The sequence below is a fragment of the Microcoleus sp. T3_A4 genome (assembly GCF_036700465.1).
Lineage (GTDB): Bacteria > Cyanobacteriota > Cyanobacteriia > Cyanobacteriales > Microcoleaceae > Microcoleus.
In genome coordinates this window covers 1-25837 of the sequence record NZ_JAUBOY010000031.1, presented here as the reverse complement: position 1 = coordinate 25837, position 25837 = coordinate 1, and the positions used below count along the sequence as shown (strand labels likewise).

Below are 25837 nucleotides of genomic sequence, written 5' to 3'. Positions count from 1 at the left end.
TATTATGGCGGCATTTCCTTGGATCGGGCCAACCATTTTTTTACTGTCAGGTCAGTCTTTCAACCAATTCATTTTGACCCTAGGGCTGATTATTTTAGCTGTTGTTTTTGGTTTAACAGCGTTTATTTTTCTTCGCATTTTCCTCAATTGGTTGCAGGCAAAATTCGAGAACAATCACCTATTTAGGCGATCATTCACAAAAAAAACTGGTCATTTAACCCCTAATATTTCACAACCTGAAAAAGTTTTTTTAGAACCCAGATTTGTAGAAAGCGACGGCAATTTAACTGCTACTATTTTTGGAGGCAAAAGCGATATTTCAATAGCTTTAGAGCCGGAGATAATCTGCGAGAATTCAGCATCAGTTGCCTATCTCTATAAGCCGATCGCCCTTTGGCACGGACGCTTAATTTTGCCCTCAAACGAACAGCGCCAGCCCTACGGAACAGTGTTTTTTGAAGTAATAAATGCCCCCAAAAAGTATAAAAGTTTTATTGGCAAAACAGCATTTTTGAAATGGAGTACAAATCGCGAAGTACAGTTTTTTGTCCACGCAGTCAGTCAAGATATAAACTTCACACAAGAAACTAAAAAAAGTCAAAAAGCTGGCAATATCCATCCAGAAAGATTGAACGGCTGGCGAAATGTCGGCCCTTTAGAAACTCTAGCAGGCAGCAGACTTGAAGACAGCGTGACTGTGATGCTACGCAGACCCGTGATTGCGGTTAATTATAGCAGCAGCGATCGCCAGGAACTCACGATCGATCGCGAACCAGTACAAATTATCGGACGTTTCTGCGCCTTAGTCTCAATTTTACAGCGAAAAGAACCCGACAGCGACAAATTTATTGTCCGGCATTTCAACAAAACATCTCGACAATTTGACGGCGCCGCCGAAGTTATTCGGATTCCACAAGTACAGCCAGACAAAAATGGCGTAGCGAGGTCTACCAATCACCTGATCGAAAAATCGCCATTAAATCCAGACGGTTGGTACATTTACGGCGAAAGAGACGCAGACAGTGTATTTGTAGTGCAGGCAATCGAACCCCGCAAAATTGCCCAATTAACACCCGATGAAACACATTTAGGACTGAAAAAATCTCTCGCTTATTTAAGCAACAAAAATTGGGAAAATGCACCAGCCCAAAAAGGGCAAGCAAAAAGAGTATTGTTAACGCCAAATGATGCTAAAGAAAACGCTTCAATCCCCCCTTGGCAAGAAGGAGATATCGGGATAGTGATTCACAGTTTCGGCGGTATCGGCGGCAAAAAAGGCGAACGGCCACCGTTGGGAATTGTCACCGGACATTTTGCTTTCGGAGTAGCAAAAGTGGTGCGCGATCGCTTTACCAGCGAACTGCGTTTTGACATAGAATACAAACAAGTTTACGCCCACAATCCCGACGGAATTGTTGCCGGTTCCAGCAAATGGCAAAGTTATATGGGAGACTTGCATCGCGGCTGGTTGGGCGATCGCCCGGTTTGCGATATCATCTGTAAATTAGACTGCGTGTGTTGCGACTACGATTTTGACGGGATAACCTTGTCGCCTTTAACCGAATTAAACCAGCAACTAGATATCATGATGGCCCGCTACCGCAGCGGAGACGGCACCGGTGCAAGTTTAGTCACCCCAGCCACTTCTTGCGTCCAAGATTCAAGTCAGGCAATTTACGCGACAATTAAAAAAATCACTTCCGAAATAGAGTCAAATCCTCAGATTCAAGACTGGTTGAAAACACATCCTACGGACGCACAAACCCAAAGATTTCACCAGTTAGTAGCATTAGGAGAAAGTTTAGAAACAGTATTAATGCCCCTCGGTATTGTTCGTCCAGATTGGCGAAAAAATTCGAGATTAGCGGGGATTGATTCTGAACTGAAAAAAACCTTTTTTGCTGGTATAGCAACCCTGATAAAAGCTGCTATTAGTTACCGAACAATGTTGCCGAGGCGCACCCAAGATGAAATCGCCAAAGTTTTATTAAAACAGGGAGCATTTTTGTGGATAATTCGCACAAATCAAGTCGGAGGATTTGACCCAGATATTGAGCCGATAGCACCAACAGGCCTTTAAATCAGCAATCGGTTTGTAGATGATTCGGCGATTGATATCAAATCCGTTGGCATCGGAATTATTGATCTCTCTCTTCCCTTTCTCTGTATCCTCTGTGTCAAGAGCGGTTTCATCATTCCGATACAACCGGAATTGATATGACAACTGACTGTTTGGACATTTGAACAATACCGATGCAACCAGAAACGATATGAAATCGCTACTAGAAAAACCAAGTCTGCCTCCGCCGACTAAGAGATTGAGGCAGTATTTAAGCGGGATTTGGTATCAGTCAACCGTTAACAGTCAAGAGTTAACCGTTAACAGTCAACAGTTAACCATTACCAAGGAGTGACTTGAACTTTGCCGTCTGGTGCCAAAACTACGCGGAAATCAGCCAGCGGTTCCGCAGGGGGCCTGGTGCCAATGGGTTTGTAAAGCAACTCCGACAACGGCGTTTCGGATCGATCAACTGCTGCCGAATTTTCCGGCTTGTAACCGACAATCGCCCCGTCTGGGGCCACACTCACCCGATAAACCAACTCCGCATCAACCGGAGGCTGATTCTTCACAACTCCATCAATTTGCTGGGAAAGTTTGCCCCTCAACAGGTCAATTTCCCCTGGATCGGTAATTGGCAGGGCTGCCACATCTGGGCTTGCCAAACCTTCAGCAACAGGGCTGGGCGTGCTTTCCGGTGAAGTGCTCGACTGCGGTGTGGCGCTAGGTGAAGCGTCCGGCTGCGGGGCGGGGATCGGAGTCGGCGAAATCGATTCAGCGTTCGGAGTTTGATTCCCAGGCAGCAAACCGTCAGCAGGGGGCGTGGGATTGGGATTAGGCGAACCCGATCCGCCCGGATTCGGCGTCCCCTGATTCTGGCCCGCTGGATTGGGCTGCGGCACCGGATCTCTCTGGCGCTGGACTTCCGGCACCGGCACCAAGAAAAACGCCATCGCCGCCAAAGCCAAACTCGACACCCCCACCACAGCAGGTAAAGTCCGCTTCGCCAAAGGTTCGGCCGACTTGATATAACGCCTGGAAATTGGGGTTAATTGCAGGGACAATTCCGGCAGTGTCTGCGTGTCGGCAAAAAACTGATCGATCGCCTCTACCAAGTCAAATAGCTGTACCGTCGTCAAATCAACTTTTGCCGACAGTTCTGTTTTTTGATCGATTTGGGTGGCGCTGCCTGTGGAGGCGGGTAAAACGGTCAACCGATGCACATTCCCGTCAATTCTGTGTAACTGCACCATACCCACATTCGGGCCGTAGCGATCGGGATAATGCACTCCGCTCATAAATTCTTGAGCGTAGCTGCTGACGGCCCTCACCAAGCTTTCAAAAAACTCCCGTCCCCCGCTTAGGGGCTCGCCAAGACCTGTAACATAGCATTCAGCGCTCATTAATATGGAAAGCACCGGCCGTAGATCTAACTGGCTGGCTGCCGATCCATCGCTCAACCCTTCTAGAACCAGGGTGCAATTTGGCAGACTGTACTGACGCCTAATAGTCATTTTTTATTCAACTTCTCCATCAAACAGGCTAACCCAGAAGCGCTGCATTCCGGCTGTGCCTGTACAAAATAGCAGTTTGCTCAACAAGTTCAAAGCTAGTTCGTTGAGCTTGTCATCGGAATCGTAAGCTGCAACTAGCGATCGCTTGGGGTTCATGCGCGATCGAAAGTGAGCTCGAAAGCGTTCTAAATACTCGGCCAGCGGCAAGTGCTGGTTGAGGGGGATATTTTTCGATCGCAACTGCTGCGAGTCTAGCAGCAACTGCCGAATTGTCGCGGTTAACTTACGCGCCATATTACAGGCGATCGCCACCAGCGCTTTTGCCTCCACCATCGTAAGGGAGCGGCGCTGCGTGTAGCGTCTCAGCGGGTTAGTATTACGCATCAGCCAAAGGGCAACCCGATTTTTGATAATTGATTGCAATTCCAGGTCCTTTGACACGGCCAGCATTTCTTCCGCACCTCCGAGATACAAGGCTTCGATCGCCAGCAACATCAAGTCAATTTGCAATCTGGCTCGGCGGGGACATCCCCCATCGGAGGGCGACAAGTCTGGCAAACTGTCTAAAATTAACGGGTTTGACTGGGTAAGCGAAGTTTCTGACGGCATTAATATCACGGCAACATCCATTCCAAACAAACTATACGGGCACGGGGGGTCTTGAGCAAGACAAATTCTCAACCAAGAACTTCTCTGGGATACTTTATTTTTATCATTGACTTTTAGGTATATTTTCTAATTTAGCAGCAACCGACCGTCACAGGCGAGCTCCGGCGGCCGGAGTTCGATCGCCCACTCCCCCACCCCGCCGCAACTTTGTGATTCCTTGGTTCATGAGGGGAGAAGGGGAGAGTCGGAAAGCGACAAAGAATTACCCATTTCCCATTTCTTATTCTCTATTGGGATCAATCAATGTTCCTGCTTCTGGGGTTGCACCACCGCTTCTCTTTGAGCCGTAAAATCAGTAGCCGCCGCCTTATCAGTTAGACTAATTTTTCCCTTGAGGCTTTCTTGCTCCACAATTCCGCGCATTTTAACAGAACTGTTTTGACCGGTTGCTGTGGAGTCGCTGCAACCAGCTAAATTAGGAACCGCACCCGACAAGTTCAATCCTTGAGTTTCCCACTTACCAAATAGAGAAGGTTTCTCCTCGGCTGTTTTTTCCCTGCCCTCCCTGCTGCCCGATCGCAAATTACCGCTCAAATAAACCCCCGATTGCTCCATTGTCAATACCAAAACATCAGAATTTAGACATTCGGGCAAATTTTTAGGATCGAAGCGATAAGTTCCCGCAATTGCCGGGGCCGCCTTTAAATTTGTTTCCCCATAAGCAGTTACTACTTTAAACAGCAGTGCAACTGAGCCGATCGCAATCCCGTAAAATGCCAGTGATTTCAGGCTTAAATGATTCATCATCTTGCTAATTAATAATTGGGCATTGGCCAAACAGGGCATTGGGCATTGGCCAAACAGGGCATTGGGCATTGGCCAAACAGGGCATTGGGCATTGGTACTAACTCACCAATAACCAATAACCAATAACTAATAACAACTGCCACCAGTCAACAGTCAACAGTCAACAGTCAACTGACTACATTTGAGGCAGTACCGATGCCAAGTGCGATCGAACTCTAACGTAACACCGCGCAATCAGTAGCGAAGAATGACACTGCACAGCCAATTCATCAGTATACTGTCCCAAAGTTTGCCGCTCAATTCCCCACTCCCGACTCGTACCCGCAATAGTCAAATCAGCATTAGCAGAAGCCGCTACTACTGCTTGAATGGGTTCAGCAGCCTCCACAATCGGAGTTTCAATGCGCGATCGTACCTCAACCGGTAACTGCTCCATCACTCGCTGAAAATCGTAACTCAGCTCGTTTTCAGCTTCCCCGTCAACCGCCACCCGCAGCACCGTCAAACGGCGTTCCTCGCTATTAACTAACAGTCTCAGCGCCAATTCTAAACCCAAATCATCGTGAATGTTTGCCGCGTAAGGTACTAACAAGTTATTCAACCTTTCCCGGCCTCTGTCAACAAAAATTGCTACATCCACCTTAGCGTTGCTGAGAATTTGGCCGACACGTCCTCCCAAACGGTTGCTGCTAAAAGTAGGTCTGTGCCACCCTACTAAAATCAAATCCGCGCGATCTATTTCCGCAATTTGTGCCGTCTCCCTGGCTACATCATTAGTAACCCGAATGATGGGATGTACGAATTTTCTCGCCTCCGGCAGTTCCAAACTCTCAATCAATTCTGATAATTTCGAGCGACGTTCTTGAATAATGCGATCGGCTTCCGCAGGCGTACTTTCAAAGGCATAGTCATCATTTAATTCTATCAAACTCAGAGGATGAACTGCCGCCGACTGTAAATCCTCACCACCCATACCAGCAGCCGGCTGCGCCAGCGCTACCGCTAGTCGCAGTAAACCTTTCTGCGTGCTGGGATTGGCAACAGGTACTAAAATTCGGTAAGTGGGCAGCAATTTATTAGCAGTTTCTTCGCTGCTGTCAGCGATTTCTAAATCTTCTAATTCTGAATCCTCAGAGTTAACTTCTGAAATATCTAACCGAATTAACCGTTTTGGATAAGTCCACTCCAACAGAGGCGAAGTCATAAAAGTTGTCACTAAAGCCATGATGACTAACATCGTAAATAGCAGCGGCGAAACTACGCCCAAGGAAAGACCGATATTCAGCACAATTAGTTCAGTCAAGCCGCGAGTATTCATCAGCCATCCCAGCGCTGAAGCTTCGCGGTTGCTTATACCACAGACTCTGGCGGCAACGTAAGTCCCGACGTACTTGCCGACAATAGCCACTCCCAAAACTGCGGCGCACAGCAGCCACAATTCGGGGCTGTTGAGCAAGCCGATTTGAGTCCGCAACCCGCTATAAGCAAAAAATATGGGCAGCAGAAATATTAGTACAAAGTCTTCGGTTTTTTCAGCTAATTCTCTGGTTAAGCCCGCATTTTTAGGCATAGCAGCACCCAGCAAAAATGCACCGAAAATTAAATGAATGCCGATCAATTCAGTAATTAAGGCAGAAGCTAAAACTCCCATGTAAATGCCGGAGAGCACTAACTGTGTTAATCTGCCAGTGCGGTTGTAGTGTTTGGAAAGCCGCTGCAAAAACCAGCGGACTACAGTCAGCATGAAACCGATGTAAATTAAAGACTCAATAATTGTCGGCAAAGCACCGATCATCGAATTAGTACGAGTAACTGCGATCGCCACCGCTAACAAACACCACGCCGTTACGTCATCTACCGCAGCGCAAGTTAGGGCCAGCGTCCCCAATTTTGTATTCTGCAAGTTGTGTTCTGTAATAATTCTTGCCAGCACCGGAAAGGCAGTAATTGACATGGCCGCGCCCAAAAATAGGGCAAAGGCTGTAAACGAAACGCTATTATTTGAAACGATGGGATACAGCAGCAGTGCTAGGATGCTTCCCAGGGAAAACGGCACTAGAATGCTGACGTGGGAAGTTAAAATCGCTATATCTAAATTGCTTTTGAGGTACTTGGGATTCAATTCCAAACCAATCAAGAACATGAAAAAGATCAGCCCCACCTCAGACAATACGTTGAGGAAGGGAACGGCTTCGGCTGGAAAAAGTGCTGTTGCTAAATCTGGTGCAACTAAGCCAAATAGAGAAGGCCCAAGCATAATTCCTGCGACAATTTCTCCAATGACTTGAGGTTGTTTTATCGCTCGAAATCCTAAACCTACAAGTCTCGAAAGTGCGATGACAATTAGAACTTCAAGCAGAACGAGAATGGGTATGGGCATGACGTTTTTAGCTTTGGGATTTTTGCGGATCGAGAGGGCAGGGTACTAAAGCTGACTGAATTGGCGATCGAAAAAAATGGATACCAGCTCGATCGAAGGTAAAAGGCACAAGAGGCGCACCAACAACGCCATTCTCTCACAAGCCAACAAAGGCTTTGGCAACCTCCCATCTGGATTTTTCGTTTTTAAGAAGCGCTTGCAAGTAACTTTAACCGCAGCCTGCGTACCCCGCACCCAACCCGCCCATTAAATCTCACCTCCGGGTGTCAAGCCAACCCTACGGATATCAGATTGTCAGAAAAAGTAGCGCGCGCTGTGATAAACTAGAAAAGTTGTTTAAATTCGCACATCCGGGTTTTCGGGTGTTTCTAGGGCGCAAACCTTCAGAAATACGACCGGGTGGAGGATTAACCCGAATTAGGAGTTAAAAATACAATGCCAGTAGTCAGTTTGGCTCAAATGTTAGAGTCAGGGGTTCACTTCGGACACCAAACCCGCCGGTGGAACCCAAAAATGTCTCCATACATTTTTACAGAGCGCAACGGGGTTCACATCATCGACCTCGTGCAAACCGCTCAGCTTATGGAAGACGCCTACGAGTACATGAGAGTTGCCTCAGAAAAAGGCAAAAAGTTTTTGTTCGTGGGTACGAAGCGCCAAGCTGCCGGGATTGTAGCCCAAGAAGCTCAACGCTGCGGTGCTTATTACGTCAATCAGCGCTGGTTGGGGGGAATGCTCACCAACTGGACGACGATTAAGTCCCGCGTGGAGCGCCTCAAGGATTTGGAGCGCCGCGAGGAAATCGGTGCCCTCGATTTGCTGCCGAAAAAAGAAGCTTCGGTACTGCGCCGAGAAATGGCAAAACTCCAGAAATATCTGGGCGGGATTAAATCTATGCGGAAGATTCCCGACGGAGTGGTGCTGGTAGACCAACGCCGCGAGTATAATGCGGTGTTGGAATGCCAAAAGTTGGGAATTCCGATCGTGTCTCTGTTGGATACCAACTGCGACCCGGATTTGGTTGACATTGCGATTCCGGCGAATGACGATGCTATTCGATCGATCAAGCTGATTGTCGGCAAGTTGGCTGATGCCATCTACGAAGGTCGTCACGGTCAGCAGGGTGGCGACTCTGAGGAAGACTACGACTACGATGGTGGTTACGAAGGCGCTGAATATGATGTCGAAATCGAAGAATTGGATGACCCCGATTATGTAGATCCCGACGACGCCGCTGAAGCCGAGGGCGAAGAAACCGAGAGCTAGTATTGCCCTCGGAATCTGACACCAGAAAATTAAAAATTAAAGATTGAAAATTAAAAATAATTATTATTTTTAGTTGGATATTTTTAATTTTTAATTGTACATAAGCTGGTCTGCATTTAAATTGTATCTCAAAAAAGATTAAAGTCTTGTGGGGTGGGCGTGCCGCCCGCCCTGAATATACAATTTAAATGGGCGACTGCTTAGCACGAGTCTAAGTCATTAGTAGAGCTCTGGCAAAAGCATTCATTGTGTGAGGGCCAGAATTCATTCTGGCGCTACACTTACAAAGTCGGTACTAATATCCACTGGGTATTTATTCACTTTGGTCTAATCATTAACATTAAAATTAGTGACTAATGACTGATGACTAATGACTGATGACTAATGACTAATAACTAATTTTGATTGGGAACTTAAAGAAGATGGCGGACATATCTGCAAAACTTGTTAAAGAACTGCGCGAAAAAACTGGCGCGGGCATGATGGACTGCAAAAAAGCCCTCGTTGAAAACGAAGGCAATATGGAAACATCCATCGAGTGGCTGCGGAAAAAAGGTCTGGCTTCGGCAGGTAAAAAAGGTGGACGAGTTGCCTCAGAAGGACTTGTAGGTAGCTACATTCACACGGGCGGCCGCGTGGGAGTGCTCGTGGAAGTTAACTGCGAAACAGATTTTGTGGCACGTCGCGAAGAATTCCAAAAGTTGGTGCGGGATATTGCGATGCAAATTGCAGCTTGCCCGAATGTGGAATACGTGAAAGTTGAAGATATCCCCGCCGAAGTTGTCGAAAGAGAAAAGGCAATTGAAATGGGCAAAGATGACTTGGGCAACAAGCCGGAAAACATCAAAGAAAAGATTGTTCTAGGGCGGATTGAGAAGCGCATGAAAGAGTTATCTTTGATGGATCAGCCTTTTATTAAAGATCAGAATATCTCGGTGGAAGAGTTGGTGAAACAAACGATCGCCCAAATTGGAGAAAATATCCAAGTGCGCCGATTCGTGCGTTTTGTCTTGGGCGAAGGCATTGAAAAGGTAGAAGCTAACTTTGCCGATGAAGTGGCAGCCCAAATGGGTGTTCAATAATCCCAAATTAAGATAGAGAATTAAAAATTAAAAATGTGAAAAATCAATTTTTTGCATTTTTAATTTTTAATTTTTATAGGACTTATCGACAGACTATATTTGTAGTGTGGGCACTGCAAACCTTACTACTACAGACAGCCTAAAAATGGAAAACTTGCGTAATATCAAATCCGTTAGCATCGGCATAGTAAATTAGAGTTCACTGTTCACTGTTCACTGTTCACGGCGTCAACAGTCAACCGTCAACAGTCAACATCATTCTGGTGTAACCGGAAATGATATAAGTCCTATTTTAATTTTATACGAGAGATATGGTGCGACCAAGAGAGCGAATAGAGCAAGATTTGGCAGGACTCGAAGAGGCTTTAGCAGCCTTGAAGTTGGAGTTTAGCAGTACCTACGAAGGTTATTTAACTGCGTTGGGACAAGCGGTGCGGCAGCAGTTAATTTTGGCTTGCTATCACCTTTGCACTCAAGCAGTACCGGAGTCGTTTCTCAAGTTGTCCTTCGAGGCGCGGCAAAAAATGCAGCAGTCTGTAAGGGCTTTGGCTGCGGCGTCGGAGGAAAAATTGCGATCGCTGGTGACTGAATCACAAGCAGATGAAGAAATAGAGGAAGAGGAAGAAGAAGACGAAGAGGAAGACGACTTCGATGAAGAGGAAGACGACTTCGATGAAGAGGAAGACAAATCAGACGACAAGGAAGAAGACGAAAAGGAAAAAAACCAAGTTTCGGCCATTAACTATCTATTTTCATTGGCAAATTATCAATTGCCAAACGCCAATTCCCCTGAAAGTTTGGCACGCTGGCAAAATAGTATTGAAAAGTCGATCGCCCATATACTCAAGCTGCTTTCTCGCGACAGCAACCGCTTGCTGCAACAGTCGGGAATCTTGCCGAGTCAATTGCCTGAACCGGTTCTAGAAGCTGCTTCTCAAGCTGAATCCTCCGGCGATAGTGTTGCCGGGCCGCCGAACTTATTAAACTTAATCATTGAAACCGATGCCTCATCAGCATCGCGAAAATTGGCAGCAACCTTTGGTAGTAGGGCGCTGCACATTACAGCGATTAAACTGCGGCTGTCGGAAATAGAGTTTGCCGATGCGGGAACCTCGGCTTGGCGCCAGCAAATTCGTAACCTGTCTGTAAAGTTGAACTCGCTGGGCCGCGATTACCAGAAAAAGCAGCGGGAACTCGCTGTGGTGGAGGCTGAGTCGGCTTGGCGATCGAGTTGGTTTGAAGATTAGTCAGTTGACAGTTGACAGTTGTCAGTTGACAGTTGTCAGTTGACAGTTGCCAGTTGTCAGTTGTCAATTGTCGGGAATTCTTGAGCTATGATTAATAACTAATGACTAATGACTAATGACTAATAACTAATAACTAATGACTAATTACTAATGACTGATGACTAATAACCAACCCGAATGGCAGCGATTGCAAAAAGCTCTTTCAGTAGAAGCCGATCGCGGATTTAACGACATCCAAGGCAGTCAATACCGCTTCAGCGAGTTTCTGGGCCTGAGTTTGAGACAACTTGCAGGTTCTGTGGCGGCTTCGGCGCGCGATCGAGCCAGACAACTAGCCGCTGAATTTGACATCTACCCTCAGAAAGATCTCGAACAGCGCCAACATTCGATCGCCATTACGGTCAGTTTTCTGAGGCAAATGGAGCAAGTTTGGGAACAAGAAACTCGCCACCAGCAAGAACAAGCAAGAGAAGTCAGACCCGCAAACGCTAACGCTTCTGAACTAACCGCCCCAACACTTTCCGTTCCCCGAACAGTACCCCTGAGTACAGCCCCGCCACCGCCCAGCCTGACTCTCGACCAACAGTTAACCCGCGTCACCGGCATCGGCCCCGCCAACGGCAACCGCTTGGTAAAACTGGGTTTATACACTGTATATGACTTGCTTTACTACTATCCCCGCAACCACATCGACTATGCAAAGCAAGTACAAATTCGCGAGCTAATAGCCGGGGAAACTGTCACTTTAATCGCAGAAGTAAAGCGCTGTAATTGCTTTTCTAGCCCGAAGAATAAGAAGTTAACCATATTAGAAGTAATTTTAAAAGACCGCACCGGAGAAATAAAAATTAGTCGTTTTTTTGCAGGCCCTCGCTACAGTAATCGCGGCTGGCAAGAATTTAAAAAGCGCGAGTATTGTACTGGTGCGGTGCTGGCAGCTTCCGGGTTGGTGAAGCAAGGTAAATATGGAATTACTTTAGAAAATCCTGAGTTAGAAGTATTAGACGACTCCGGCGGTGCGATCGAATCAATGAAAGTCGGCCGCCTGATACCAGTTTATCCGCTGACGGAGGGGGTGGATGCTGGTTCGGTGAGGCGATCGATTTTGGCTGCAATGCCGGCGGCAAAAATGTTGCCAGAATCCCTACCAGAGGATTTGCGCGAGCGTTACGGTTTAATGGGTTTAGCCGATGCCGTGACTAATATTCACTTTCCGCTCGATCGAGATTGTTTGGCCGCCGCCCGCCGCCGCTTAGTTTTTGACGAATTTTTCTACCTGCAATTAGGACTTTTAAAGCGCCGCCAAACCCAAAGGAAAGCTCAAGCGAGTGCAGTCATCATTCCGACTGGCAAATTGATCGAACATTTTTATGAAATATTGCCTTTTGCCTTGACTAATGCTCAGGAAAGAGTAATTAACGACATCCTCAACGATTTAGCTTCGTCGCAACCGATGAATAGATTGGTGCAAGGCGATGTCGGCGCCGGCAAAACTGTAGTAGCAGTCGTGGCAATGCTAGCAGCAATTCAATCCGGCTATCAAGCCGCTTTAATGGCACCGACAGAAGTTTTGGCAGAACAGCACTATCGCAAATTGGTAGGTTGGTTTAACTTGATGCACTTGTCTGTCGAACTGTTAACTGGTTCCACAAAAATAGCCAAGCGCCGCGAAATTCACAACCAATTAGAAACCGGAGAATTGCCCGTTTTAGTGGGAACTCACGCGCTAATTCAAGATACGGTGAATTTCCATAAATTGGGTTTGGCGGTAATTGACGAACAGCACAGATTCGGTGTACACCAGCGCGCTAAATTGCAGCAAAAAGGCGAAGCTCCCCACGTTTTGACGATGACGGCAACTCCCATTCCCCGGACGCTGGCGCTGACGCTGCACGGGGATTTAGATGTGAGTCAAATTGATGAACTTCCCCCCGGCAGGCAGGCGATTCAAACAACTGTACTGTCGGCAAAAGAACGCATCCAAGCTTACGATTTGATTCGGCGGGAAGTGGCGAGCGGGCGTCAAGTTTATGTGGTGCTGCCGCTGGTGGAGGAGTCGGAAAAGTTAGATGTGCGATCGGCAATTGAAGAAAAAGAAAAACTTGAAAAAAGTGTATTTCCTGAGTTTAAGGTAGGTTTGCTGCACGGTAGAATGAGCAGTGCTGACAAAGATGAAGCAATTTCTAAGTTTCGAGACAAAGAAACTGATATTTTAGTATCTACTACTGTCGTCGAAGTGGGAGTAGACGTGCCGAATGCCACGGTAATGCTGATTGAAAATTCGGAGCGTTTTGGACTGTCGCAACTTCACCAGTTGCGGGGTCGAGTCGGTCGGGGCAGCAACCGTTCTTATTGTTTGTTAATGCCCGGTTCCAAATCGGGGGAAGCTATGCAGAGAATGAAGGTTTTAGAACAATCTCAAGATGGCTTTTTTATTGCGGAAATGGACATGAGATTGCGCGGACCTGGTCAGGTTTTGGGAACTCGGCAGTCGGGTTTGCCTGATTTTGCTTTGGCGAGTTTGGTGGAGGATCAGGAGGTTTTGGAGTTGGCGAGGGCGGCGGCTCAAATGGTAATTGAGAATGATGAAAGTTTGAATCAGTGGCCGGTGGTGCGGGATGAATTGGAGCGGAGATATCAGCGGATGATGAGTGGGTCGATTTTGACTTAGATAGTTTTGAACGCAGCAACGAGGTTTTTAATAATATTTGGTAGTGGCCGGTTAAGCGAATATATATCAAAGCCTGCTGTTTATTGCTGCCAAACCAGCCCTCTTCCCGTAGGGCGGTTTATTTGCATTTGCCTATTTAATGTCAGAAAGCGGGTTTCTTGCCACAAAGTCACGTAAAATCATAGTTTTTTTGTCAAGAAACCCAGTTTATAGGGTTTTGCTGAGAATGGTGCAAAATATCAGGTTGAGCGAAGCGTCAAAAACACGAATTTCTTGGGTAGGAGTGCCTCAACCCAACCTACTTTCGGAGACGATTTTTCCCTTGGTCTAGGGTATTTTTATGAGTTGTCAGGCTTGGGGCACTTATTAAACCCAGAATCCTTCGCAGGAATGACGGAGAAGTGTCAAAATTAAGATAGTCCTGCCAGAAACCGGGAAACGGAAATCCGGCCTGTACTGGCCTTACCAGGCAACATTGATTCCTCGCTTGTCACGCTTGCAGGTGGTCGCCGACGGTTCGTCGCATTTAATCTCAACAGTAATTATGAAAGATCTCACTCGTTATCGAAATATCGGCATCTTCGCCCACGTAGATGCTGGCAAGACCACCACAACAGAAAGAATCCTGAAACTGACAGGTAAAATCCACAAAATTGGTGAAGTTCACGAAGGCGCGGCGACTACTGACTTCATGGAACAGGAGCAAGAGCGCGGTATTACGATTCAGTCCGCTGCTACCACCTGCTTCTGGAACGAGCATCAGCTCAACATCATCGATACCCCGGGACACGTCGATTTTACGATCGAGGTTTACCGTTCTTTGAAGGTTCTCGATGGTGGCATTGGTGTGTTCTGCGGTTCGGGTGGAGTTGAACCGCAATCGGAAACCAACTGGCGCTACGCTAACGATTCCAAAGTCGCTCGCGTCATCTACATCAACAAGCTCGATCGCACCGGTGCAGATTTTTACCGCGTTGTCAAGCAAGTTGATAAAATCCTTGGCGCTAAACCGATGGTGATGGTATTGCCGATCGGCATAGAAGAAAAGTTTTGTGGCGTAGTCGATTTGCTGACCCGCAAAGCCTGGATCTGGGATGACTCCGGCGATCCGATGAACTACGAAATTAAAGATGTCCCCGCCGATATGGTCGATGATGTCGAAACTTGGCGCGAACAGTTGATCGAACTGGCAGTAGAGCAAGACGACGCTCTGATGGAACAATATCTCGAAGGCAATGAACCGAGTATTGATGACCTCAAGCGCTGTATTCGCAAAGGTACTCGCGATCGGGCATTTTTCCCCACCTACTGCGGCTCATCGTTTAAAAACAAAGGCGTACAGTTGGTTCTCGATGCCGTAGTTGACTACCTGCCAAACCCGATGGAAGTCACACCACAGCCAGAAGTCGATCTCGATGGAAATGAAACCGGCGAGTTTGCCCTTGTCGATCCCAATCGGCCATTGCGGGCACTCGCGTTTAAGATCATGGACGATCGCTACGGTGCTTTAACATTCACGCGCCTGTACTCCGGTAAGTTGTCCAAGGGCGACACCGTACTCAACACCGCCACAGGCAAAACCGAGCGGATCAGCCGTTTGGTGGAAATGCACGCCAACTCGCGCGAAGAAATTGAATCTGCCCAAGCAGGGGACATTGTGGCGATCGTCGGTATGAAAAACGTCCGCACCGGACACACCATCTGCGACCCCAAAAATCCCGCCACCCTAGAGCCGATGGTATTCCCCGATCCCGTTATTTCGATTTCGGTCAAACCGAAACAAAAAGGCGGCGAAGAAAAAATGGGAGCAGCCCTCACCAAAATGGTGCAAGAAGACCCATCCTTCCACATGGTGACGGATCTAGAAAGCGGCGAAATGATTCTTAAGGGGATGGGCGAGTTACACCTCGACATCAAAGTAGACATTCTCAAGCGCACCCACGGCATCGAAGTAGAAGTCGGCGAACCACAAGTGGCTTACCGCGAGTCGATTACCAAGCGCCTCGAAGACGAATACACCCACAAAAAGCAATCAGGTGGTTCCGGTCAATTTGCGAAAATTGGCTATGTGATCGAGCCTGGTGAGGTGGGAAGTGGCTTCCAGTTTGAGTCCAAAGTGACTGGTGGTAGCGTGCCGAGAGAATATTGGCCAGCGGTCGAAAAAGGCTTTGAAAGCTGCATCGACAAAGGCGTCTTGGCTGGATTCCCCTGCCTAGACTTGAAATTCACCCTACTAGACGGCGGTTTCCACCCCGTTGACTCGTCAGCAATGGCCTTTGAAATTGCTGCCAAAGCGGCCTATCGGCAGTCTCTGCCTAAAGCTGCGCCTCAGTTGCTCGAACCGATTATGAATGTCGATGTATTCACTCCAGATGATTACATGGGCGACGTGATCGGCGACCTCAACCGCCGCCGGGGGATGATGAAATCTCAGGAGACAGGACAAACAGGAGCACGGATCAAGGCAGATGTACCGTTGAGCGAAATGTTTGGTTACATTAGCGATTTGCGTACTATGACATCTGGCCGCGGTCAGTTTTCCATGTCCTTCTCGCACTATGCTCCTTGTCCGAATAACATCGCTGAAGAAGTGATTAAGGCGGCAAAAGAGCGTCAAGCCGCGAAGTAGTGCATTTGACTCCTGGTAGGTGCTATCTGGAGTCAAACAGAAAAATTAGATCCCCGCTTTTTGAAGAAATCGGGGATCTAATTTTTGTAAACTATCGGTTAGAATAAGTCAACAAAACATATTAGATAGTAGAATCACGAGCAGACTTTAACAACATCTTGATTTCTTCAAGACTTAATGGTGGTGAACTACGATGAATCATAGCGTGACAATTTGGGCAAACAGGACGCAAATCTTTTATAGGATCAATTTCATACTCTTCTGCAATTTCTGAAAGGGGTCTTAGATGATGAACATGAATGAAACCTTTTCCCAGTTGCCCAAAAGCTCTGCCAAAATCGAAATCACAAATAGAGCAACTTGAACCGTAATAATCAATACATTTTTGCCGAGCTTTAGGCTCTCGTTCATAGGCGTTGACTGAAACTTGCCGTACTGCCCCCTCACGAAATGTTTGTACTGAATCTACTTCATCAGGAAAGTATCTAGTAGTAGTTACAGATTCCTGAATTTGAAGCGGATTTTGCCAATCCCTCAAACATTTTAGGTAGTCCTCAAAATGGTCTTCCTCACCAAGATACACATTTATTGCAGCACGAAAGATAGCAAAGAGTTCGACAAAGTTATCAATCACTGGCTGAGTTGCATCTAGGTCTTTAATAGGAAGAACTAGGGATGGACTCAGAATATAAGTACCTTTCCACTCTCGTTCAGGAACCAATTGCAGCTTCTTAATTAACTCATCATACTCTAAATTTTCATCTTCTTTCGGTGCAATAGTTTCAGAGTAAACTTCATATTCACCCTGCTCCCAAATCTGAGTAACATCTTTCAAATGCTTCTTCAGGACTTGAACAATCGGATTCCCTTCTAGTCCTCTTAATCCAAAAAAGTTCACAAATAAACTATCATAAGTACACTCGAATCTCAGTTGGAAATACCAAGTTCCTTTTATAGTCAAGCCAGCGCTTGCTATTTTGAATGGCTTGGTTTTCTTGGCTCCAGAGCGATGAGCTGGTGTAGTCGTTATTCGACAATCTGAGAGTACATCTGTGCCATAAACTTGGTGAATTTGGTCACAAGCTTGTTTAATGATTATTTTAAGCTTAGGGACAAGTAATTCTTTTAGCTTATCAGCACGCTCTCGATTGTCTTCGACTGAGAAGAGATATTGTTCAGCAGACCCTATCAGTGGCAAGTCAACGATTTGTGACAATCCGGTCTCCTCAACTGAATTCATATCTCCTCTCCGACATGACAAGTCCAACGAAAACTAATCGATATTTTAGCTTTTTTTCTACATATCCTGAAATAGGTCATGCTTCCCCGGCTCCTAAAACTTGTGCTGGGGTGAGTTCCAGCCTTGTAGGGTGCGTCAGTTAGAATACTTACTGGACAAGGGAAACGCTTATGGACTGACGCACCCTACTATCGTCTTTTAAATGCCGAACAGCTTATGACTCAAATAAATCCCGATCGCACTACTGGAACAATTGCGATCGACGTTTGCGCTCAATCAAACGGGCAGTATCTTTGTCAAATATCATCATCTCTGAGCGATCGGCCTGATGATACCATGAATTTTTACGGACAAACGAAAGAACACGCGATCGCGATCGCCTTAGAACATTTAGCCTCTCGCTACCGCCAGCAAGCCGAAGACTCTCAAAATATAGATTGGGACGCGGTGGAAATTTCGGATTCGGGAGAGCCGATTGAAAAGCGTTATCACGTAATTCTGCACTACGAACGAATTACTAAAGATGAATCTAAGTTTGAGGCAATGCACAATACAATGATGGGAAATACAGTAGTTGAAAATGCCAAAATTTCAATAATTGAGATCGCTCCCGATATCGAAATCGAGGCCAGAGGGCTATCAAAATATTGAGCCCTCGGGACTTAGGTGCAGATGGGCATCTTACCCTACCCATCAACGCTCGAAACGTGAGTTTGAGGCGGCGATCGACTAGAAGCGATCGCATAATTTCAAATCCCCAAAATTTCTTTTCTATTAGTCGCCAGCCAAATCAGCGCGAAACTTCTCCACAACTCGATTTAACTCCACCGAATGAGAGGCCTTAAATAAAATACGATCGCCCTTTTCGACAAATCCCAACAACCGCTTTGCTAAATCTTCCCGCCCATCCTTGGCTGTAATATCTCCTACCTCCACAAAAGGCAAACCCGCCGCACCAGCAGCCATCGCCGCCGCTTCCTCAAAATCAGCAAAAACAAACAAAGCATCGAGATTCAAATCTCGCGCCGCCCTTCCCACTTGTCGGTGAAATTCGATCGCCCTATCGCCCAATTCCTTCATCGTTCCCAACACCGCAATCCGGCGCTTTCCAGGAGTATCTGCTAACAGTCTCAGGGCCGCCAGCATCGACTCCAAACCAGCATTGTAAGTCTCATCCAGAATCACAATATCCTGCGGCAAATCGTAGCGGCGCGCCCGTCCATCCGGTAACTGCACAGACAAACCTTGCTTTAAAACTTCCCAATCAATACCTAACACTTTTCCTACCGCCAACGCCGCTAAATAATTTACAGCATTGTGGCGTCCAGCCAGCGGCAGCGGCAATTCCACACCTTCTATTAACATTGTATTATGATTCAGCAATTCTCCGCACAAATCCCCGCCTTCTAAACCATAAGTTAAAGTTTTTCCCTGCCAAACTTTTGACGCAGTTGCGATTAATCTGTCACCATCGTGATTTAGAATAGCAATGCTATCCGCAGGCATTTCTGCTAATAGTTCGCACTTAGCTTGGGCGATCGCCTCTTCCGATCCTAATCGCCCGATATGTGCCGTTCCTACATTAGTAATTACCGCCACAGTAGGACGCGCAATTTGCGACAGCAGCGCAATTTCGCCACTCCCGCGCATTCCCATTTCAATTACAGCATAATTGTGGGTCGGTGAAAGCTCCAACAGAGTTTTTGGTACGCCAATTTCATTGTTGTAGTTATATAGAGTTTTAAGAACATTTCCCGTCGTTGACAAAAGCGCCGCAATTAACTCTTTAACAGTAGTTTTACCTACAGACCCAGTAACAGCAACTATAGGTATACTGAATTGGTCACGCCACCAGCGGGCGATCGACTGATAAGCTTTTAAAGTATCATCTACGCGCAACAGCGGAAAATTAGGTAATTCCTCTTGCCAATCTCGATCGACTATCGCCGCAATCGCCCCCAAATCCCGGGCTTTTGCCACAAATTGATGGCCGTCAAAATGCTCTCCCCGCAGCGCCAAAAATACTTCGCCCCCCTCAAGAGTGCGCGTATCTGTGGCAATACCTGTCCCTAAAGCTGTCAAAACGCCCTCAGACACAGCAGGCAAAGGTACACTGAAAATTTCAGATAGTTGGGCGATACTTACACGACAAACCATAACCAGCACTCACATTTCAAATAATTATTTTCACAGCTAATTCTACCCCGCCCAACCTCAAATTTAACTAACAGCGGGCTGCGGATCAGGATTGACCTTGATCATCCTAATACTAAATCGTCTGCCCACTAAGAAATTATCCCGTACCCACCCACAATCTTTACCAATACTTTACACAGTCGATGGTGATTTAAGGCCTTGCTAATTACCAACAATTCATGTCATGCTGGTGTTGATAAATAGTTTAACTAAGCAAAAAATATCGATCGGCTTAAGCTGCTGACAGCTTCTACCCATAAGTCTCAGCCGGCGAGAAGCTTGGTTGATTCAATTATTGCGATTCATTTGCCAATTCATCAAGCTAATAGCGCTGAAAGCTCCTGCCCCACCCTCGGAGGGTTAATCCACAGTGAACGACTACAACAGACAAAGCCACGAAGAAGAACAGCTACTTTACAAGCATTGGCTGGAGTTGGTACAACGAGAGCAGCCGGCCGAACTCATCAGCCGCTTTCGCACATTGTTTATCCAGGGTACGGGATATCCCGATCGCTCGATCGCCGACGCACTCGATAAAATAGCACGCTCAGAACACGCCGAACAAGAATTCAAATACATCCTCAACCGCTGCTGCCACATCCTGATCAACCGCTGGCAAACATACCCCAGCAAGCAAGCCGCCATCCCTGAATTGATCGCTGTGTTTGAAGAAGCGCCCAAAATATTATTTGGATACAATCGATCGCGGGGGCGAGGCTCCATCCCCCAATTAGTAAATCAATTTACCGAAAGCGAACAGTACCTCACCCTCCAACGCTTAGCGAAAGTCATAACTCACAGCAATGAAGATAGCAGCAACAGCAAAACCCCTGCTACCCTAGCTCTCGGAACCTTAATTCCCCGCTACCCTTACCTCTACAAACACTGCCTCCTCAGCGACGACAGCACCTACGAACAGCAAAAGATCATTAAAAAAATCCAAGCTCAAAAGCAGCAGCAATTTGAGATCAACCTCTCACAATATGTCGCCCACCAAGTGAGAAAGGCTCACATAGCGCGTCGGGAAACCTCCCTTTCCTTCGGCAGAAATATACAGCCTATAAAAAATCCGACCCTGTTGACCGACCCGGAACTATTCTTTGCCCTCAAGCAATTTGTCGGAAAAGTAGAAGGAGCCGATACTTACAGACAGCTAGCGGGCCGTTTCACGGCGAACGCCAGCACATATCAGTCCTACCGCTCCTTTAAAGACGACTTGTACGAATACCTGATTTCTTCTGTCACCGACGATCGCTACGGCAAACGTCTCTTTAACGAAAAATTGTATAAGCAACTACAAAATACCCTGCCCCACAGCGATGATCAGAAGTTTAATGAATTTTTAATGATCAGAACTTGCAGCCAGTTATTGAACTTTTTAGTAGTAGAGAGTCCTGTGCGGCCCAACCACTTTGTCTTCATCGACCTGATCTCAAACCTCGGGCCGACCCAAACCACAGGTTTGCTGCTGAAAATCGTACTAATTTGCGGCAAAGTCAAGCCCTACCTAGAAAAGCGGCTGGCAATTTTGTTCGGTCACTACGAATGCAGTACCCGAGAAGGCGTGGTGTGGTTAGTTAAAGCCCTGGAAAACGTAAACCTAGCTTTGAGTACCAACTTTGGCAAGGTGGATGTATCTTTCCTGCGGTGAGAGCGGGGGGCATAACTTTCTCTGCTTCCAATGCAGGCAAAACATCACACCCATCGACCAGGTTTCTGAATACCCTAAAAGTTTTACCTTTAATTAGAACGACTTAATTAACTCCTGAAACCTACTCAAAAGACATTATTCTATGTTAAAGTACCAAGTGTGAATCAGATTCAGTTGCAGGCTTTGTTCATTGCTACAGAATTGTCTAAAAACTTGCCCTTCTGTATCGGCAGGGGACTCTCCGAAACTGAAATCTTCGCACTGTCTAAATTTTGGAGTTATTCCTCATGTCGATATACGTCGGTAACTTATCCTACCAAGTTACCCAAGAAGACATCACCACCGTCTTCGCCGAATACGGAACCGTTAAGCGAGTACATCTACCTACCGACAGAGAAACCAGTCGCCCCCGCGGCTTCGGTTTTGTAGAAATGTCCACAGATGCAGAAGAAGATGCAGCCATTAGTGCTCTCGACGGAGCAGAGTGGATGGGTCGCGACCTCAAAGTTAACAAAGCTAAGCCCCGCGAAGATGAAGGCGGCCGGGGTGGCGGCAACCGGGGCGGCGGCCCTGGAAAATTTGGTCGCGCAGGAGGGGGAGGCGGAGGAGGACGTTATTAATTTCCTCATTAATTTCCTCGGATAAAGATTTGAGATTGGAGAGTTGAAATTGGCGCGAGAGCTCACCTAGCTCCGAACCACTTCCGGCCGTTCCGAAAAACCTATGCTCTTCAAATTTCCATCTCTACCGGATTAAATATACCAAAAAGCCAAGGGCCTAACCCTTGGCTTTTTGGTATGAGGGTTGACGGTATGAGTCTGAAACCTGCTAAGCGAATCCGTTGCAGTACCGTCAGGTTCTAATCGTCAGGTTCAATGCTGCTGCTCAATCCGTGATTATTGAGCGTTTCAGCGTAAAACTCAGCGTGTTCGAGAGCGCAAACAATCACCAATCCCATCCCGTTAGTATGGGCTTCCATCATCACATTTACCGCCTGTGGCTGAGTCAGACTCGGTACCGTCGCCATCAAAGTCTGCACCACGTACTCCATAGGATTGAAATCATCATTGTGCAGCAGAACGCGGTAGCGCGGTGCAAGCTTGCGGACTGTGGAAGGCTTTTGAATAATTTCGACAGACACTAATCTATACCTCCTGACTTGTAAAATGTTAAAATTTGTCAACAATCTTGAGCCGGATTCCTCCGCTGTGCAAGACTATCTCACTTTCAGCTATTTTATTGAAATCTGAAAATTCAGACAAGGCAGCCCCTTGGTCGATCGCGAGCTGTGAACCCAACACCAAACCCACAGGGGGTGTCCTGGGCCCTGGGCAACCACCTTCCTAGCGCCATAATATTAGAAAGGCGCGATCGGTTAAAAATAACAAACTACTACCTGTTAAGTCTCCAGAACTGAGGGAACGAACATTATATGAAACGCAAACCTAAATCCTACAACGACAGATTCAGCGGCGACCCATCCCGAGCAGATGAAGACTCCGACTACCCAGGCTCCTTTGGCGGACAGTCGCGGCGTCAACCTCAGTCCGGCAAACCCTCTTTTCTCAATTCCGCCACCCTAGGGATTTTAACAGCCGTCTTTATTCTGGGAATTGGCATTGGCATTGCCTTTAGCTCCACAGCTACAATTAGCCCAGAGAACGTAGCCTCCCGCGAATTTATCGATCGCAGTGCCCCGAACCCAGAACTTTGCGTGCAGTTTGGAGCAAGCGCGATGGTGACAGATATGCGCCTCTACGTCACCCTCAACCCTTTCAACGTCTACATCTCGCAGCCGAGTATGCGCCCCGGATGCGTCCTGCGAACCAATAACTGGGCAATTCTCGAACAAAGAAAACTTATCAGCCAAGACCAAGTGCGCGATTGCAAAAATCGCATGAATACCTTTGGCTTCACCGGCCCCCTGGAAGCTCAACCCGAAATTAACTGTATCTACCAAAACGACGGCGCTAAAAACCTGTTCCTCAACCAACCGGGTTCGATAGCTCCAACCACGGAAGGTCAAAATTTCTAAATCCGCGATATAGCGGTTTTCAGTTGAGTGAAGTACAGATATGGGGTAGGGATTTAGGCAAAGCCTAAGTCCCTACTTTATTTCATACAAGGGAAAACTGCTCTCAGAAAATATTGAACTAAGAGGTTCGAGGGAAGAAAAAAGTCTGCCTTCTGCCTTCTTCCTGACATCCGTTACATCTGTTACATCCGTTACATCCGTTACATCCGTTACAAAATCCGTTGCCGAACTTCCTTCTTCCTTCTTCCTGACATCCGTTACATCCGTTACAAAATCCGTTGCCGAACTTCCTTCTTCCTGACATCCGTTACATCTGTTACATCCGTTACATCCGTTACAAAATCCGTTGCCGAACTTCCTTCTTCCTTCAAAAACCAAACTGGGGGAAATCTTCCGTTAACTGAACTTGCAAAATTTGACCGGGTTGAATCGTAGCAGGTTGAGGAGCAGCCACGTAAGTTGTAGCAACACCACCGGCGGCTCCCGCCAACAAACCGATACCAGAAAAGCCGCTCAGCAAGAACAAAGCTAAGCCACCAATACCAGTATTTCGCAACAAACTGCGATCGGAAGGCTGAGCTCGTCGGCCTTCCACGGGTTCCGAGCGAGCCACCAAAGGGATATTGCGGCCGTTGAGACTAATAGCTTCGACCACAAATCGACTGCCGATGTTGGTTGTTTCAAACCGACCGATGACCGGCGTATTAGCAGGTACGATCGTATTACCGAGACCGTCGAGAATTCCCCCTTGCAGCAGCAACACTTCCTCTCGGCTGGGCTTCGCTTCCAGTCGCAAAGCCCGATCGCCGGGGTATAGCAAACTGAGCTCCGTGCCCGCCGGCAACAAGACATTCGCCCCAGTCGCAGCCTGCAAAGGAGCATTCGAGCGGCCGCGAGGAAGTGGTTCACCAAAAGTAAGCGTCCGCTGTTGGGGTGCAGCAGCAGCCGTTATTTGAGGGTCTAGGCGGGGTAGAGCAGCAGCTTGTACCCCACGGCGTTCGTCAAGGCGAACATTGACTAAAGGCACTCTTAGCGGTCGGATTTGGTCATTTGGAGTTGGCGGCTGCGAAGAATTTGTAGCGGGATTCGGGGAAGTAGGAGATTCAGGTCGATCGACCTCTGTGGCCGCATTTGAGTTGGAATCTGTCGGTGGCTGGTTTTGCGGTACTTGTATTGCAGGCTGGGGTTGAGTTTCGGAAGTTTCCATAATTGGAGTCGGTTCGATCGAAGGACGCAACACCCAGCGATTTTCTACCCCACTTCTTTGGAATTGAACTTGCCCTGCGCTGAAACCGACTCCAGGAGCCAAATTGACCAGAATTCTCGCCGTTCCCGGTTGAAGTTGACTCACTCCCACAGAACGCACTCTACCTTGTGGGTATAGCTGAGTTGCATCTACTCCGATCTCAGTATTGGGCAAATCCACAGCAATCTGAGACGGGTTGAGTAGAGAATATGTGGGGGTTGTTCCCTCTGGGAGAGTAATTTCTAGCTGATTGGTCGCCGGATCGAATTTCCAACTTGTGACTGTAGAAGCATTTGCTGGTTCCAGTGTTGCCGGCACTGTCGCAACTGCTGCGACGACTGCTAGACTCAGACTCAGTGACTCGATCGCAAACAATCCCGCTGGTAGAGAATTAACAGTCAATTTTTGTAAGTCTTCCCCAAATCTGGTGAGTAATTTTTTGTATGGCATGGCGGCTGGGTGAAAATTTTGATCTGAAATAGATTATGGATGGGAAAATTTGGCCTTCGGAGGACGCTGAAAGTTTAACATTATTGCGATATGAAAAATTTAACTAAATGGAAATTATTGCGATCGCGCTTCGTTCTTAACAACAAGTGGTGTCAGGTTAGACAAGATGAAATAGAATTGCCAAGCGGACAAATTATAGACGACTTTTTTGTTAATGTTCGACCCAATATCGCCCTCGTATTTGCCACGACAGAGCAGCAAGAACTTGTATTAGTGCGCCAATACAGACACGGAGTAGGGGAAATTTTGCTGGAACTGCCTGCCGGATCTTTCAATCCTGCTGAAGAGAGCGGGAAATCGGCAGCAGCCAGAGAACTTGCCGAAGAAACGGGATATGTTGCTGAAGAAATTTTGGAACTAGCAACCTTATATGATAACCCCGTAAAAGATACCAATTCTATCTACCTCTACTTTGCTAAAAATGTCAAACTTGCCAGCAAAATACAATTAGATATTACCGAAGATATTGAAGTAGTTTTAGTCCCCATTGCCGAAGTTTCATTAAAAATAGAAAACCGAGAAATTTGTGTAGCCGGAAGCATCGCAGCTATTTTTTTAGGATTAGATTTTTTTAATAAACAGCGGTAAGGTGCTGTGTTAATGGAACCTTACACGCTGTTTAATGCGCTTTGTTATTAAGGAGAAAGAGTGAGAAAATCCAGAGCAGTGAGAGAATTATCAGCACCAAAAACCTG

21 protein-coding genes are annotated in these 25837 nt (G+C 47.0%); 12 read left to right on the top strand and 9 right to left on the bottom strand.

The window, feature by feature from the left end; all coding sequences use genetic code 11:
• The first annotated feature begins 4 nt into the window (after positions 1-4).
• The gene (locus tag QUA07_RS18220) at positions 5-2080 is read left to right on the top strand and encodes an abortive infection protein (protein ID WP_333327550.1); all 2076 of its coding nucleotides are present in this window, start codon (positions 5-7) and stop codon (positions 2078-2080) included.
• 320 nt (positions 2081-2400) lie between these two features.
• Here QUA07_RS18220 and QUA07_RS18215 read toward each other — a convergent pair whose 3' ends face one another.
• The 4 genes from QUA07_RS18215 to QUA07_RS18200 form a co-directional block, all read right to left on the bottom strand.
• On the bottom strand, positions 2401-3573 hold the full coding sequence (locus tag QUA07_RS18215; protein WP_333327548.1) for a DUF4335 domain-containing protein: 1173 nt from the start codon (positions 3571-3573) through the stop codon (positions 2401-2403).
• A 3-nt stretch (positions 3574-3576) separates the two neighbouring features.
• On the bottom strand, positions 3577-4203 hold the full coding sequence (locus QUA07_RS18210) for a DUF3038 domain-containing protein (RefSeq protein WP_333327545.1): 627 nt from the start codon (positions 4201-4203) through the stop codon (positions 3577-3579).
• A gap of 279 nt (positions 4204-4482) precedes the next feature.
• Entirely contained in the window at positions 4483-4989 is a 507-nt protein-coding gene (locus tag QUA07_RS18205) for a hypothetical protein (RefSeq protein WP_333327542.1), read from the bottom strand.
• Between the two features lie 175 nt (positions 4990-5164).
• Entirely contained in the window at positions 5165-7369 is a 2205-nt protein-coding gene (locus tag QUA07_RS18200) for a cation:proton antiporter domain-containing protein (protein ID WP_333327539.1), read from the bottom strand.
• Positions 7370-7445: 76 nt separating this feature from the next.
• Here QUA07_RS18200 and QUA07_RS18195 point away from each other — a divergent pair, with 76 nt between their 5' ends.
• The 6 genes from QUA07_RS18195 (at position 7446) to fusA (ending at position 16264) form a co-directional block, all read left to right on the top strand.
• Positions 7446-7619, top strand: a complete 174-nt coding sequence (locus tag QUA07_RS18195; RefSeq protein WP_333327536.1) for a hypothetical protein — start codon at positions 7446-7448, stop codon at positions 7617-7619.
• A 185-nt stretch (positions 7620-7804) separates the two neighbouring features.
• Positions 7805-8635 carry a 30S ribosomal protein S2 gene (rpsB, locus tag QUA07_RS18190; RefSeq protein ID WP_172187021.1) on the top strand — a complete coding sequence of 277 codons (831 nt, stop codon included), beginning with the start codon at positions 7805-7807 and terminating at the stop codon, positions 8633-8635.
• Positions 8636-9057: 422 nt separating this feature from the next.
• On the top strand, positions 9058-9717 hold the full coding sequence (gene tsf, locus QUA07_RS18185; RefSeq protein WP_333081940.1) for a translation elongation factor Ts: 660 nt from the start codon (positions 9058-9060) through the stop codon (positions 9715-9717).
• Between the two features lie 311 nt (positions 9718-10028).
• A complete protein-coding gene (locus QUA07_RS18180; RefSeq protein ID WP_333327531.1) occupies positions 10029-10964 on the top strand; it encodes a hypothetical protein in 936 nt (311 codons plus the stop codon).
• 157 nt (positions 10965-11121) lie between these two features.
• Positions 11122-13635 (top strand): ATP-dependent DNA helicase RecG, encoded by a 2514-nt coding sequence (recG, locus tag QUA07_RS18175; RefSeq protein WP_333327528.1) that lies wholly within the window; start codon positions 11122-11124, stop codon positions 13633-13635.
• Positions 13636-14179: 544 nt separating this feature from the next.
• Positions 14180-16264 (top strand): elongation factor G, encoded by a 2085-nt coding sequence (gene fusA / locus QUA07_RS18170; RefSeq protein ID WP_333081945.1) that lies wholly within the window; start codon positions 14180-14182, stop codon positions 16262-16264.
• A 121-nt stretch (positions 16265-16385) separates the two neighbouring features.
• Here fusA and QUA07_RS18165 read toward each other — a convergent pair whose 3' ends face one another.
• The gene (locus tag QUA07_RS18165) at positions 16386-17504 is read right to left on the bottom strand and encodes an HNH endonuclease (RefSeq protein ID WP_333327524.1); all 1119 of its coding nucleotides are present in this window, start codon (positions 17502-17504) and stop codon (positions 16386-16388) included.
• 216 nt (positions 17505-17720) lie between these two features.
• Here QUA07_RS18165 and QUA07_RS18160 point away from each other — a divergent pair, with 216 nt between their 5' ends.
• Entirely contained in the window at positions 17721-18155 is a 435-nt protein-coding gene (locus QUA07_RS18160) for a hypothetical protein (RefSeq protein ID WP_333327521.1), read from the top strand.
• Between the two features lie 123 nt (positions 18156-18278).
• Here the strand turns inward: QUA07_RS18160 and QUA07_RS18155 are convergent, their stop codons facing one another.
• Positions 18279-19661, bottom strand: a complete 1383-nt coding sequence (locus QUA07_RS18155) for a UDP-N-acetylmuramoyl-tripeptide--D-alanyl-D-alanine ligase (RefSeq protein WP_333327518.1) — start codon at positions 19659-19661, stop codon at positions 18279-18281.
• Between the two features lie 409 nt (positions 19662-20070).
• Here QUA07_RS18155 and QUA07_RS18150 point away from each other — a divergent pair, with 409 nt between their 5' ends.
• Positions 20071-21351, top strand: a complete 1281-nt coding sequence (locus tag QUA07_RS18150; protein WP_333081948.1) for a hypothetical protein — start codon at positions 20071-20073, stop codon at positions 21349-21351.
• A gap of 287 nt (positions 21352-21638) precedes the next feature.
• The gene (locus QUA07_RS18145; protein ID WP_333035208.1) at positions 21639-21971 is read left to right on the top strand and encodes an RNA-binding protein; all 333 of its coding nucleotides are present in this window, start codon (positions 21639-21641) and stop codon (positions 21969-21971) included.
• A gap of 239 nt (positions 21972-22210) precedes the next feature.
• Here QUA07_RS18145 and clpS read toward each other — a convergent pair whose 3' ends face one another.
• Positions 22211-22492, bottom strand: coding sequence for an ATP-dependent Clp protease adapter ClpS (clpS, locus tag QUA07_RS18140; protein WP_015178019.1), 282 nt, complete (start codon positions 22490-22492; stop codon positions 22211-22213).
• A gap of 291 nt (positions 22493-22783) precedes the next feature.
• On the opposite strand from clpS, the gene QUA07_RS18135 reads away from it, so the two are divergent.
• A complete protein-coding gene (locus QUA07_RS18135; protein WP_333327515.1) occupies positions 22784-23386 on the top strand; it encodes a DUF3172 domain-containing protein in 603 nt (200 codons plus the stop codon).
• 72 nt (positions 23387-23458) lie between these two features.
• On the opposite strand, the gene QUA07_RS18130 is transcribed toward QUA07_RS18135, so the two are convergent.
• Both QUA07_RS18130 and QUA07_RS18125 read right to left on the bottom strand, forming a co-directional pair.
• Positions 23459-23764, bottom strand: coding sequence for a hypothetical protein (locus tag QUA07_RS18130; protein ID WP_333327512.1), 306 nt, complete (start codon positions 23762-23764; stop codon positions 23459-23461).
• Positions 23754-25082 (bottom strand): AMIN domain-containing protein, encoded by a 1329-nt coding sequence (locus tag QUA07_RS18125; RefSeq protein WP_333327509.1) that lies wholly within the window; start codon positions 25080-25082, stop codon positions 23754-23756. Before QUA07_RS18125 ends, QUA07_RS18130 begins: the two co-directional genes overlap by 11 nt.
• A gap of 90 nt (positions 25083-25172) precedes the next feature.
• Here QUA07_RS18125 and QUA07_RS18120 point away from each other — a divergent pair, with 90 nt between their 5' ends.
• Entirely contained in the window at positions 25173-25730 is a 558-nt protein-coding gene (locus QUA07_RS18120; protein WP_333327506.1) for an NUDIX hydrolase, read from the top strand.
• Positions 25731-25837 lie beyond the last annotated feature (107 nt).

What these genes read in the sequence shown, in the direction of transcription:
- QUA07_RS18220 (WP_333327550.1), top strand. Translation starts at nt 5, where the DNA reads ATGGCGGCATTTCCTTGGATCGGGCCAACCATTTTTTTACTGTCAGGT.
- QUA07_RS18215 (WP_333327548.1), bottom strand. Translation starts at nt 3,573, where the DNA reads ATGACTATTAGGCGTCAGTACAGTCTGCCAAATTGCACCCTGGTTCTA.
- QUA07_RS18210 (WP_333327545.1), bottom strand. Translation starts at nt 4,203, where the DNA reads ATGGATGTTGCCGTGATATTAATGCCGTCAGAAACTTCGCTTACCCAG.
- QUA07_RS18205 (WP_333327542.1), bottom strand. Translation starts at nt 4,989, where the DNA reads ATGATGAATCATTTAAGCCTGAAATCACTGGCATTTTACGGGATTGCG.
- QUA07_RS18200 (WP_333327539.1), bottom strand. Translation starts at nt 7,369, where the DNA reads ATGCCCATACCCATTCTCGTTCTGCTTGAAGTTCTAATTGTCATCGCA.
- QUA07_RS18195 (WP_333327536.1), top strand. Translation starts at nt 7,446, where the DNA reads ATGGATACCAGCTCGATCGAAGGTAAAAGGCACAAGAGGCGCACCAAC.
- rpsB (WP_172187021.1), top strand. Translation starts at nt 7,805, where the DNA reads ATGCCAGTAGTCAGTTTGGCTCAAATGTTAGAGTCAGGGGTTCACTTC.
- tsf (WP_333081940.1), top strand. Translation starts at nt 9,058, where the DNA reads ATGGCGGACATATCTGCAAAACTTGTTAAAGAACTGCGCGAAAAAACT.
- QUA07_RS18180 (WP_333327531.1), top strand. Translation starts at nt 10,029, where the DNA reads ATGGTGCGACCAAGAGAGCGAATAGAGCAAGATTTGGCAGGACTCGAA.
- recG (WP_333327528.1), top strand. Translation starts at nt 11,122, where the DNA reads ATGACTAATAACCAACCCGAATGGCAGCGATTGCAAAAAGCTCTTTCA.
- fusA (WP_333081945.1), top strand. Translation starts at nt 14,180, where the DNA reads ATGAAAGATCTCACTCGTTATCGAAATATCGGCATCTTCGCCCACGTA.
- QUA07_RS18165 (WP_333327524.1), bottom strand. Translation starts at nt 17,504, where the DNA reads ATGAATTCAGTTGAGGAGACCGGATTGTCACAAATCGTTGACTTGCCA.
- QUA07_RS18160 (WP_333327521.1), top strand. Translation starts at nt 17,721, where the DNA reads ATGACTCAAATAAATCCCGATCGCACTACTGGAACAATTGCGATCGAC.
- QUA07_RS18155 (WP_333327518.1), bottom strand. Translation starts at nt 19,661, where the DNA reads ATGGTTTGTCGTGTAAGTATCGCCCAACTATCTGAAATTTTCAGTGTA.
- QUA07_RS18145 (WP_333035208.1), top strand. Translation starts at nt 21,639, where the DNA reads ATGTCGATATACGTCGGTAACTTATCCTACCAAGTTACCCAAGAAGAC.
- QUA07_RS18135 (WP_333327515.1), top strand. Translation starts at nt 22,784, where the DNA reads ATGAAACGCAAACCTAAATCCTACAACGACAGATTCAGCGGCGACCCA.
- QUA07_RS18125 (WP_333327509.1), bottom strand. Translation starts at nt 25,082, where the DNA reads ATGCCATACAAAAAATTACTCACCAGATTTGGGGAAGACTTACAAAAA.
- QUA07_RS18120 (WP_333327506.1), top strand. Translation starts at nt 25,173, where the DNA reads ATGAAAAATTTAACTAAATGGAAATTATTGCGATCGCGCTTCGTTCTT.